The sequence below is a fragment of the Hydrogenophaga sp. SL48 genome (genome assembly GCF_021729865.1).
Lineage (GTDB): Bacteria > Pseudomonadota > Gammaproteobacteria > Burkholderiales > Burkholderiaceae_C > Hydrogenophaga.
The window spans coordinates 1,767,222-1,779,178 of record NZ_CP063400.1; the positions used below are offsets into that span (position 1 = coordinate 1,767,222).

Here is an 11,957-nt window from a genome sequence, read left to right on the forward strand (position 1 = left end):
ATCAGATATAGGCGGTCACCGGCTTGGCATGCCGCATGTGCAGGCTCAGCCCCAAGGCCGCCATGTGGTTGCTGTTGCGGCCCAGGATGGTTTCGGACAGGGGCAGGAACTCGGCCTCTTCGTAGGCCGCGTGGGCCGTGTATTCGGTCACCAGGCGCTGCAATTCGCTCACATCGAGGTCGGTGCTGTGGCCTTTGGCGACGGGCTTGAGGCCTTTTTCCAGCCGCTTCCACAGCGCTTCGACCATGCGGTGTTCTTCGGTGAGGCGTTTGATCATGCCTTTGACGCGTTCCATTTCTTCGCCGGGCTGGGCGCTGGCCAGGACGGCGGGGAAGAGCTCGCGCTCTTCTTCGAGGTGGTGCTCGAAGATGGCTTCGCGGAAAAACTCCAGCGAATCCTCCGCGATCTGGCGCGCGCGGGCCGCCGGAGCGAGCAACGCGGGCAACTCGTCGAGTGCGTTCAGGCGCTTGATGATGCCGACGTGGCAGTCGGTGAAGTTGTTGATGGGCGCATTGTCGTGGTTCATGGCTGTGTCCTCGAAGGTTCGTGGAGGCCGCCAGGGAACACCCTCAGCCCACCCACATGGAAGCCTTCAGTCTAGACAAGCGCGCCCTGAATGCCTTGACTCAGGTCAAGACGGCCCATTCATTCAGTGTGCTGATTTGCCGCGCAGGCGGTTGAAGGCATTGAACAGCACGACACACAACGCCCCCGCGATCAGGCCGGCCACGCCGCCCGCGAGGTTGTTGACGATGCCGGCCATCCAGCCCAGGCTTTCGGCGAAATGTTCGACCGCGTGGCCGAGCGCGGGCACGCCGTGCAGCAGGATGCCGCCGCCCACCAGGAACATGGCGGCGGTGCCGACGACCGAGAGGGTTTTCATGAGCCAGGGGGCGAAGGCCAGGATGCCGCGGCCGATGGCCTGTTGGGCGGCGGAGGCTTTGCGGGTGAGGTAAAGACCGAGGTCGTCGAGTTTGACGATGCCGCCCACCAGCCCGTAGACACCCACGGTCATGATGAGCGAGATGCCCACCAGCACGGCGACCTGGCGAACAAACGACGCGTCGGCCACGGTGCCGAGTGTGATGACGATGATCTCGGCCGAGAGGATGAAGTCGGTGCGGATGGCACCCTTGACCTTGTCTTTTTCGAACGCGACGAGATCGACCTTTTCATCGCTGGCCGCCTTGAGCAGCTCGGCGCGTTGCGCGTCGTCTTCGCTCTTTTTGTGGAAGAAGGCGTGCAGCAATTTTTCAGCACCCTCAAAGCAGAGGAACAGACCGCCCGCCATCAGCAGCGGGGTGATGGCCCAGGGCGCCACCGCGCTGATGAGCAGCGCCGTGGGAACGAGGATGGCCTTGTTCAGCAGCGAACCCTTGGCCACAGCCCACACCACAGGCAGTTCGCGGTCGGCGTTGACGCCGGTGACCTGCTGCGCGTTGAGCGCGAGGTCATCGCCGAGCACCCCCGCCGTCTTCTTGGCGGCCAGCTGGGTCATGGCGGCCACATCGTCTGCGGCTGACATGCCCTGGCGGGCGGCGACCTTGGTCATGACAGCGACGTCGTCGAGCAGGGTGGCGATGTCGTCGAGGAGCGCGAGGAGACTGGAGGCCATGTTGAATAAGCTCGGAAATGAAAGAGACAGCGCGACTCTAGCAGCGCGGCGTCGTGGTTGCAGGCCACGAGCCGACGGTCAGGCGATGGGCCAGACGGTGGGAAACAGCGGGTGTTCCATCGGCGCGCCGTCGGGCAGGACCGACTCCAGGCCCGGAAACGGCGGCGAGGTGCGCCAGCGGCGGCGCGCGTGCGTGGCGTCGTCACCCAGGTAGCGGGCGGAGAACACGCGGCGCCGTGCGCCGGGCCCGGTGCCGCTGCTGGCGTGCAGGCTCAGCATGTGAAAGGCCACGCAATCGCCGGGTTCGAGCGCCCAGGCCAGTTGCCGGTAGGCACCGGGCTCGGCATCGATGGGGGGCAACTCGGCCAGCGTGCCCTCGGGAAACCACTTGGCCTGCTGGTCGCGGAAGGTGCGTGGCATGTACCAGGTACCGCCGTGCGAGCCGGCCACGAAGCGCAGCGTGCTGGCCAGCGGCACGGGGTCCACGGGAATCCAGAAACTCACGTTCTGCATCCCGCCGACGTTGTAGTACGGCTGGTCCTGGTGCCAGGGCGTGGGCTGGCGCGTGCCGGCTTCCTTGACCAGCAGGTGGTCGTGGTACAGACGCACGGTCCGGCTCTGCATCAGCTGAGCCGCCAGGTGGGGCAAGGCCGAGTCTTGCAGGATGCGCTGGTAGGCCGGGTTGGTCTGCCAGGTGCAGAAGTCTTCAACGAAGCGTCCCGGGTCGTCGGGCTCGCTGGCCACCAGCGCCAGCGGGCTCAGGTGCGCCAGGTTGTGCTCGATGCCTGCTTCCAGCGTGCGCAATTCATCGGCATTGAGCACGCCCCGAAGCACGACCGCCCCGTCGCGGGCGTAAGCCTGGACGGTCTCGGCGGTCAGCGCGAGCTGGCGGGCCATGCGCTCAGCCGACGAACGTCCTGGCGTTGCGCCAGAGGCGCATCCACGGGCTGTGGGCGTTGAGGTCGCCGCTGGTCCAGCTCATCTGGATGTTGCGGAAGACGCGCTCGGGGTGCGGCATCATGGCCGTGAAGCGGCCGTCGGCCGTGGTCACCGCCGTGAGGCCGGCCGGGCTGCCGTTGGGGTTGAACGGGTACTGCTCGGTGGCGGCGCCCGCGTTGTCCACGAAGCGCATGGCGGCGATGGCCTTGGCCGGGTTGCCCCGGTGCTTGAAGTTGGCAAAGCCTTCACCGTGCGCCACGGCGATCGGCAGACGGCTGCCGGCCATGCCCTGCAGGAACAGGCTGGGCGACTCCAGCACTTCCACCATGCTCAGGCGCGCCTCGAAGCGCTCGCTCTGGTTGGTGGTGAAGCGCGGCCAGGCCTCGGCGCCGGGGATGATGTCGGCCAGCTCGGCAAACATCTGGCAGCCGTTGCACACGCCCAGGCCAAAGGTGTCCTGGCGCGCAAAGAAGCCCTGGAACTGCTCGGACAGCAGCGGGTTGAAGGTGATGCTGCGCGCCCAGCCGATGCCGGCGCCCAGCGTGTCGCCGTAGCTGAAGCCGCCGCAGGCCACCACGCCTTTGAAATCGGCCAGCTTCGCGCGACCGGTCTGCAAGTCGGTCATGTGCACGTCGTAGGCCTCGAAGCCGGCCTGGGTGAAGGCGTAGGCCATCTCCACGTGCGAGTTCACGCCCTGCTCGCGCAGGATCGCGACCTTGGGACGCGACAGGTTCAGGAACGGCGCGGCCACGTTGTCGGCGGGGTCGAAGCTCAGCGACACGTGCATGCCCGGATCGTCGGGCTGCCCTGCGGCGGCGTGTTCGCTGTCGGCGCAGGCCGGGTTGTCGCGCTGCTGGTTGATCTTCCAGCTCACGCTGTCCCAGACCTGGTGCAGATCGAACAAGGAAGCGCTGAACACGGCCTTGGTGTCGCGCCAGACCTGCAGCTGGCCCTTGCCCACGTCGATGGTGGACGACAGCGGACGGGTCTTGCCGACGAAGTGGCTGTGCTTGGAGAGGCCGTGCTCGCGCAGGGTCTGCATGACCGCGTTGCGCTCGGCGGTTTTCACCTGCAGCACCACGCCCAGCTCTTCGCTGAACAGGGCCTTGAGCGTGAGTTCCTCGCGGCGGGCGCTGACCTGGCTGGCCCAGTTCTTGGCGTCGCCCGTGTCCATGCGGCTGTCGGTGATGCCGTCGCCTTCGGTGACCAACATGTCCACGTTGAGCGACACGCCCACATGGCCGGCGAAGGCCATCTCGGCCGCCGCGGCCAGCAGGCCGCCATCGGAACGGTCGTGGTAGGCCAGGATCTGACCCTGCGCGCGCAGCGCGTTGACCGCGTTGACCAGATTGATCAGGTCCTTCGGGTCGTCGAGATCGGGCACGTCGTCGCCCGGCTGACCCAGGGTCAGGCCCAGCACGCTGCCGCCCATGCGGTTCTGGCCCTTGCCGAGGTCGATCAGCACCAGCGTGGTGTCGTCGGTGGTCGCGTCCAGCTGTGGCGTGAGTGTGCCGCGCACGTCGGCCAGCGTGGCGAAGGCGGTGACGATCAGGCTCACCGGTGAGGTCACCTTCTGCTTCCGTCCATCCGCGTCCCACTGCGTGCGCATGGACAGGCTGTCCTTGCCCACCGGCACCGAAATGTCGAGGGCGGGACACAGCTCCATGCCGACCGCTTTCACCGTCGCGTAGAGGTCGGCGTCTTCACCGGGCTCGCCGCAGGCGGCCATCCAGTTGGCCGACAGCTTGACGCGCGAGAGCTCGATGGGCGCGGCCAGCACGTTGGTGATGGCTTCGGCCACCGCCATGCGACCCGACGCGGCGGCGTTGATGGACGCCAGCGGCGTGCGCTCGCCCATGCTCATGGCCTCGCCCGCGAAACCGGCGTAGTCGGCCAGGGTCACGGCACAGTCGGCCACCGGCACCTGCCAGGGGCCAACCATCTGGTCACGGTGGGAGAGACCACCCACGGTGCGGTCGCCGATGGTGATCAGGAAGCGCTTGGAGGCCACGGTCGGGTGGCTCAGCACGGCGATGACGGCTTTTTCCAGCGAGACCCCGGTCAGGTTCATCGGCTGGAAGCTGCGCTGCACCGTCTTGACGTCTCGGTGCATCTTGGGTGGCTTGCCCAAGAGAACATCCATCGGCATATCGACAGGTGACTCATTGTCCTCATCAACCAAGGAGAGATGCCGCTCTTCCGTCGCCACACCGACGACCGAGAACGGGCAGCGCTCGCGCTCGCAGAAGGCCTTGAACTGTGGGAGCGACTCGGGCGCGATGGCCAGCACGTAGCGTTCCTGGCTCTCGTTGCACCAGATTTCCTTGGGCGCCAGACCGCTCTCTTCCAGCGGCACGGCGCGCAGATCAAAGCGCGCGCCCCGGCCGGCGTCGTTGGTCAGCTCGGGGAAGGCGTTGGAGAGGCCGCCCGCGCCCACGTCGTGGATGAACAGCACGGGGTTCTTCTCGCCCTGGGCCCAGCAGTGGTTGATGACCTCCTGCGCACGGCGTTCGATCTCGGGGTTGCCGCGCTGCACGGAATCGAAGTCCAGCGAAGCGGCGTTGGTGCCACTGGCCATGGAGCTGGCGGCGCCGCCGCCCATGCCGATCTTCATGCCCGGGCCGCCGAGCTGGATCAGCAGCGTGCCGGCCGGGAAATCGATCTTCTTGGTCTGCGTGGCGTCGATCTGGCCCAGGCCACCGGCGATCATGATGGGCTTGTGGTAACCGCGCTGCACACCGCCCACGTCCTGCTCGTATTCGCGGAAGTAGCCCAGCAGGTTCGGACGGCCGAACTCGTTGTTGAACGCGGCGCCGCCCAGCGGGCCCTCGGTCATGATCTGCAGCGGGCTGGCGATGTGCTCGGGCTTGCCGCCCGGCTGGTCGCTCAGGCCACCCCAGAGTTTGGACACCGTGAAGCCGGTCAGGCCGGCCTTGGGCTTGGAGCCACGGCCGGTGGCGCCCTCGTCGCGGATCTCGCCACCCGCGCCGGTGGCCGCGCCGGGGAACGGGGAAATCGCGGTCGGGTGGTTGTGGGTTTCCACCTTCATCAGGATGTGGTGGGTGGCGGCCTCGGCTTCGTAGGCGGGCGACGCGTCGGTACCGGCCCGCGCCACGAAGCGCTCCAGCTGGTGGCCTTCCATGATCGACGCGTTGTCGGAGTACGCGACGATGGTGTGCTGCGGCGAGGTCTGGTGCGTGTGGCGGATCATGCCGAACAGGCTCTTGTCCTGCGCCACGCCGTCGATGGTGAACTGCGCGTTGAAGATCTTGTGGCGGCAGTGCTCGCTGTTGGCCTGCGCGAACATCATCAGCTCGACGTCCGTCGGGTTGCGTTTCAGGCCATTGAACGCGTTGACCAGGTAATCGATTTCGTCATCGGCCAGGGCCAGGCCCCATTCGACGTTGGCTTTCTCCAGCGCTTTCCTGCCCATGTCAGGGCCACCGGTCAGCACGTCCACGTGCGCCATCGGCTCGGGGTGCAGTTCGGTGAACAGGGCTTCGGCCTGACTGCGCTCGGTGGTCACGGCCTCGGTCATGCGGTCGTGCAGCACGTCGGCCACGGCGCGCAACTGATCGGCGCTCAGGCTGGCTTTGCCCAGCAGGCCCGACTTGAGCCCGATGCGGAACTCGACCAGGCGTTCCACGCGGTGCAGCGTCAGACCGCAGTTGTGCGCGATGTCCGTGGCCTTGGACGCCCAGGGCGACACGGTGCCCAGGCGCGGCATCACCAGCAACGCGGGCGCGCCGGCCTTCTCAAGGGCCAGGTGTGCCTCGGTGGCGGGCTCGCCGTAGGTCATGAGCTCGCCCACGCGCTCCAGCGTGGCGGCGTCGGGCTCGGCATCGAATGACGCCAGGTGCACGAAACGGGCCGAGAGGCCGTTGATCTTGTCGGAAACCGCTTGCAGGCGGGGCAGGAGTTGCTGGACTTTGAAGTCGCTGACGGCGTTGCCGCCTTCGAAGAAGCGCAGGAGCAGGGTCACGGTGGGTGGCCTTGGGGCTGGCGGGCGCAGGGTGGCCCGGGGGATGGGTGGAAACCCGGGATTTTACCCGGGGTGTGCTGCCGAATCGCAGCAGAGCCACCGATCACCAGGCCAGCGCGGAACCGGCTTTGCCGGGCCGCTGCTGGCGCCCCCTGGGGGGTGACGCCGCAGGCGGCGCAGGGGGGTCAGAACTGATATCCGACGCTCACCTTGACCACCGGCAGCACGCGCGCGCTGTTCAGGTCGTCCTGCACCTTGCGCTCTTCGGCCGCGATGGCCGCGGAAGCGCCAGGCTGGGCCAGCAGACCGCCCGAACCCACCAGCGACACCTTGGGCTTGCCGATCGACACGCCCAGGTCCAGACCGAAGGTCCAGCCCGGCTCGTTGAAACGGCCGTGGCCCCAGCCCACGCCCACGTACGGCATGTTGTCCGGGTACTTGATGTTGGCTCGCAGCGAGTTGCCCGCCGCATCGAACCGCTGACCGTCGATGGTCACCGTGCCATCCCTGGCCTGGGCGTCCAGCGCCGCCGCCGAGCCGCCAAAGGTCACGCCGCCCACGAGGCGGAAAGTGCCCATGAACGGGCGGAAGTCGGCGAAGACGCCGTTGCCCTTGAGTTTCAGGTCGCCCTTGTAGGTGATCTGGTCTTCGGTGTAGGTGTCCGACTCGGTCAGGCTGGCCAGCTCGCCGCGCAGGCCAAAGGCCGGGCCGATCGGCAGGTTCAGGCCGACGCCGAGGCCGCCTGTGCCAGCCACGCCGTACACGCCCACGCCTTGTGCCATGGCCGAGCCCGACAGCAGTGCCAGAGACAACCCCACGGTATGCAGCTTGTTCATCGTCATCGCCTCACTTGAGTGTTGAAAGTGCGCGAGTATAGGGAGACACACCCTGAAACGGCCCGGTATTGACCCTTCGTTTCAAACCGTTTCGCCCGGCTGGATAATGGCGCCCCATGAGCATCACCTACAAAGACGAAGCCGGCATCGCTGGCATGCGCACGGCCTGCCGTCTGGCGTCCGAAGTGCTGGACTTCCTCACGCCCCACATCCAGCCCGGCGTGACCACCCTCGAGATCGACCGCCTGTCCGCCGACTACATGAAGCAGCAGGGCACGCGCTCGGCCACCATCGGTTACCAGCCCAGCGGTTACCCGCCCTACCCCGGCCACCTCTGCACCTCGATCAACCAGGTGGTGTGTCACGGCATCCCGAACGAGAAGCCGCTGAAAAAAGGCGACATCCTCAACGTGGACGTCACCGTGATCACGCCCGAGGGCTGGTACGGCGACAACAGCCGCATGTTCCTGATCGGTGGCGAAGCGGCCTGCAGCGTGCAGGCGCGGCGCCTCTCCCAGGTGACCTTCGAGGCCATGTGGAAAGGCATCGTGATGGTCAAGCCCGGCGTGCGCCTGGGTGACATCGGCCACGCGATCCAGACCTTTGCCGAGGGCAACGGCTACACGGTGGTGCGCGAGTTCTGCGGCCACGGCATCGGCCAGCGCTTCCACGAAGAGCCGCAGGTGCTGCACTACGGCCGCCCCGGCACGCTCGAAGAGCTCAAAGCCGGCATGACCTTCACCATCGAGCCCATGATCAACGCTGGCAAGCGCGACATCAAGGAAATGGGCGATGGCTGGACCATCGTCACCAAGGACCGCTCGCTGTCCGCCCAGTGGGAACACACCATCCTCGTCACGCCCACCGGCTACGAGGTGTTGACACTGTCGGCCGGCAGCCCGCCGCTGCCGGCGTTCGTCACCACCACCAGCTGCTGAACCGGGGAGACCGCGCATGGGTGACGCCAAAGGCGAAATCGGCGCCCTGCGCCTGCAGTACCGCAGCGACAAAGCCGCGCTGCTGGCGAATCTGGGCTTGCAGGGGTCGGCCACCCGCGGTGTGCGGCGGGCGCTGCAACAGCTGGCGCGCCTGACCGACCAGACCCTGCGAAAGCTCTGGGAGACGGCCGGCTTCGGCCCGGGGTTCGCGCTGATCGCCGTGGGCGGCTACGGCCGCGGCGAGCTCTTCCCCAACTCCGATGTGGACGTGCTGGTGCTGCTGCCCGAAGGCGCCTCGCCCGAGACCGACGCCACCCTCAAGGAGCGCATCGAAGGCTTCATCGGCTCGTGCTGGGACGTGGGCCTGGAGATCGGGTCCAGCGTGCGCAACGCCACCGAGTGCGTGGACGAAGCAAGCCGCGACGTGACGGTGCAGACCTCGTTGCTCGAATGCCGTCTCATCACGGGGTCCAGGCCGCAGTTCAACGCCCTCGTCAACCAGCTCGGCGAGGCCATGGACCCCAAGGCCTTCTTCGTCGCCAAGACGCTGGAGATGCGCCAGCGGCACAACAAATTCGAGAACACGCCCTACTCGCTGGAGCCCAACTGCAAAGAGTCGCCCGGCGGCCTGCGCGACCTGCAGATCATTCTCTGGGTGGCCAACGCCGCGGGGCTGGGCCGCAGCTGGGACGAGCTCGCCCGCAAGGGCCTGGCCACGCCGCTGGAGGCGCGCCAGATCAAGGCCAACGAGGCGCTGCTCAGCCTGATCCGCGCGCGCCTGCACCTGCTGGCCAACCGGCGCGAGGACCGGCTGGTGTTCGACCTGCAGACGGCGGTGGCCGAGTCGTTTGGTTTCAAGGCGGAAGTGCCGGCGGTGATCACCTCGGGCGGCGCGCAGGCGATGCCCCCCGTGCGCATGGCCCGCCGCGCCAGCGAACAGCTGATGAAGCGCTACTACTGGGCGGCCAAGGCCGTGACCCAGCTCAACCAGATCCTGCTGCTCAACATCGAAGAGCGCCTCAACAGCGACGAAATGGGCGTGGACCGCATGCGCCCGATCAACGAGCGCTTTTTCGACAAGGCGGGCATGCTGGAGGTCGCGAGCGACAACCTCTATGTGCAGCAACCGCACGCGATCCTGGAGACCTTCCTGATCTACCAGAGCACGGTGGGCATCAAGGGTCTGTCGGCCCGCACGCTGCGCGCGCTGTACAACGCGCGGCCGATCATGAACGCGAAGTTCCGTGCCGACCCGGCCAACCGCGCCATGTTCATGCAGATCCTGCAGCAGAACGACGGCATCACGCACGCCATGCGCCTGATGAACCAGACCTCGGTGCTGGGCCGCTACCTCTGGGTGTTCCGCCACATCGTGGGGCAGATGCAGCACGACCTGTTCCACGTCTACACCGTGGACCAGCACATCCTGATGGTGCTGCGCAATGTGCGCCGCTTCTTCATCGCCGAACACTCGCACGAATACCCCTTCTGCTCGCAGCTGGCCGCCGGCTGGGACAAGCCCTGGATCTTCTACATCGCGGCGCTGTTCCACGACATCGCCAAGGGCCGGGGCGGCGACCACTCCGACCTCGGCGCCAAAGACGTGCGCGCCTTCTGTCGCCAGCACGGGATTGACCGGGAAGACACGAAGCTGATCGAGTTCCTGGTGTCCGAGCACCTGACCATGAGCCGCATGGCACAAAAGGAGGACCTGAGCGACCCGGACGTGATCCGCGCCTTCGCCCAGCGCGTGGGCAACGAGCGCTACCTCACCGCCCTGTACCTGCTCACCGTGGCCGACATCCGCGGCACGAGCCCCAAGGTCTGGAACGCCTGGAAGGGCAAGCTGCTCGAAGACCTCTACCGCTACACCCTGCGCGCCCTCGGCGGCCGAGCACCCGACCCGGACGCCGTGGTCGAGTCGCGCAAGCGCGAGGCGCTGTCCATGCTCGCGCTGCACGCCCTGCCCTACCTGGCGCACAAGGCGCTGTGGGACACGCTGGACGTGGGCTATTTCATGCGCCACCAGGCCGACGAAATCGCCTGGCACACCCGCGTGCTCACGCGCCAGATCGCGATCAACGCGCGCGCCGAAGCGACGCCCCCCGATCCGGCGGCACCTGCCGAGCCCGACGCCGCCATCGTGCGCGCCCGCCTGTCCCCTGAGGGTGAAGGTCTGCAGGTGCTGGTGTACGCACCCGACCAGAACGACCTGTTCGCGCGCATCTGTGGCTACTTCGATAACGCCGGCTTCAGCATCCTGGACGCACGCATCCACACCACCATGACCGGCCATGCCCTCGACACCTTCCAGGTCGTGGCGCCCACGCTGTCGGACCACTACCGCGAGCTGATCGCGATGGTCGAGAACAACCTGGCCGGCACGATCGACCAGCACGGACCGCTGCCCCCGCCCAGCAAGGGCCGCCTGTCGCGCCGGGTGAAGAGCTTCCCGATCACGCCGCGCGTGGACCTGCGTCCCGACGAAAAGGCCCAGCGCTGGCTGCTGAGTGTCTCGGCCAGCGACCGTGCCGGCCTGCTCTATTGCATCTCTCGCGTGCTCGCGCGCCATGAGATCAGCGTGCAGCTGGCCAAGGTCACGACGCTGGGCGAGCGGGTGGAAGACACTTTCCTGATCTCCGGGCGCGAGCTGCAGATGAACAAGCGCCAGATCGAGATCGAGACGGAGTTGCTGGAAATTCTGGAGGGCTGAACGCCCCGACCGCAGCGCCTCCCCACAACCCCAACCACCCGGATACCTGTCATGGACCTCGGACTGCAAGGCAAGCGTGTGCTGATCACCGGGGGGAGCAAAGGGGTGGGTCTGGCCTGTGCCCGCGCGTTCGTGGCCGAAGGCGCCCGCGTCGCCCTGGTGTCGCGTTCCCAAGCCCACCTGGACGCCGCCCGGGCTTCGCTGGGCGAAGCCTTCACCGTGGCGGCCGACCTGATCGACCCTGAGGCCGCTGCGCACATGGTGCGTCAGGTCGAGGCCGGTTTCGGCCCCATCGACATCCTGGTCAACAGCGCCGGAGCAGCCTTGCGCACCAGCGCCGAAGCCCTCACACCCGCCGCCTGGCGCGCCGCGATGGACGCCAAGTTCTTCAGCTACATCCACGTCATCGACCCAGTGGTCAAGCTCATGGCCACGCGGGGCGCCGGCGTCATCGTGAACATCATCGGCAATGGCGGCAAGGTCCCCACACCCGTCCACCTGGCCGGTGGTGCGGCCAACGCCGCCCTGATGCTGGCCACCGCCGGCTTGGCCCACACCTACGCCTCGCGCGGCGTGCGCGTGGTGGGGCTGAACCCGGGCCTGACCAACACCGAGCGCGTGTCCGAGGGCCTGAAGGTGGAGGCCCAGCGGGCCGGCATCACCGAGCAGCAGGCGCTGGAAAAGGCCGTCAGCCGCCTCGCCATGGGGCGCCTGGCCGAGCCCGACGAAATCGCCGGCATCGTGGTCTTCGCCGCCTCGGCCCAGGGCACCTACCTCACCGGCGCCAACATCACGGTGGACGGTGCCTCGTCGCCCACCGTGGTCTGATACGGCTTCGCCTTCAAGCGCAGAACTGCGTTGCTTCGCCTTGCCGTGCTGTTGCACTGTCTGCGGTTTCGCGCCTTGTTCTGTGCTTGAAGGCGAAGCCGCATGA

The 11,957-nt window shown here is 67.2% G+C and carries 8 protein-coding genes; 3 read left to right on the forward strand and 5 right to left on the reverse strand.

What is annotated here, in order from left to right; all coding sequences use genetic code 11:
• Nucleotide 1 precedes the first annotated feature (1 nt).
• The 5 genes from IM738_RS08545 to IM738_RS08565 form a co-directional block, all read right to left on the reverse strand.
• Nucleotides 2-526 (reverse strand): hemerythrin domain-containing protein, encoded by a 525-nt coding sequence (locus IM738_RS08545; protein ID WP_236965443.1) that lies wholly within the window; start codon nucleotides 524-526, stop codon nucleotides 2-4.
• A gap of 123 nt (nucleotides 527-649) precedes the next feature.
• Entirely contained in the window at nucleotides 650-1,615 is a 966-nt protein-coding gene (locus IM738_RS08550) for a DUF808 domain-containing protein (RefSeq protein WP_236965444.1), read from the reverse strand.
• Nucleotides 1,616-1,693: 78 nt separating this feature from the next.
• Nucleotides 1,694-2,512, reverse strand: a complete 819-nt coding sequence (locus tag IM738_RS08555) for a phytanoyl-CoA dioxygenase family protein (RefSeq protein WP_236965445.1) — start codon at nucleotides 2,510-2,512, stop codon at nucleotides 1,694-1,696.
• A gap of 4 nt (nucleotides 2,513-2,516) precedes the next feature.
• A complete protein-coding gene (gene purL, locus IM738_RS08560; RefSeq protein ID WP_236965446.1) occupies nucleotides 2,517-6,536 on the reverse strand; it encodes a phosphoribosylformylglycinamidine synthase in 4,020 nt (1,339 codons plus the stop codon).
• Between the two features lie 185 nt (nucleotides 6,537-6,721).
• The gene (locus tag IM738_RS08565) at nucleotides 6,722-7,372 is read right to left on the reverse strand and encodes a hypothetical protein (protein WP_236965447.1); all 651 of its coding nucleotides are present in this window, start codon (nucleotides 7,370-7,372) and stop codon (nucleotides 6,722-6,724) included.
• A 116-nt stretch (nucleotides 7,373-7,488) separates the two neighbouring features.
• Between IM738_RS08565 and map the strand changes: the two genes are divergently transcribed.
• The 3 genes from map to IM738_RS08580 are packed head-to-tail and all read left to right on the forward strand — an operon-like array spanning nucleotide 7,489 to nucleotide 11,851.
• Entirely contained in the window at nucleotides 7,489-8,310 is an 822-nt protein-coding gene (map, locus tag IM738_RS08570; RefSeq protein WP_236965448.1) for a type I methionyl aminopeptidase, read from the forward strand.
• 16 nt (nucleotides 8,311-8,326) lie between these two features.
• Nucleotides 8,327-11,023 carry a [protein-PII] uridylyltransferase gene (locus tag IM738_RS08575; protein ID WP_236965449.1) on the forward strand — a complete coding sequence of 899 codons (2,697 nt, stop codon included), beginning with the start codon at nucleotides 8,327-8,329 and terminating at the stop codon, nucleotides 11,021-11,023.
• 51 nt (nucleotides 11,024-11,074) lie between these two features.
• Nucleotides 11,075-11,851 (forward strand): SDR family NAD(P)-dependent oxidoreductase, encoded by a 777-nt coding sequence (locus tag IM738_RS08580; RefSeq protein ID WP_236965450.1) that lies wholly within the window; start codon nucleotides 11,075-11,077, stop codon nucleotides 11,849-11,851.
• Nucleotides 11,852-11,957 lie beyond the last annotated feature (106 nt).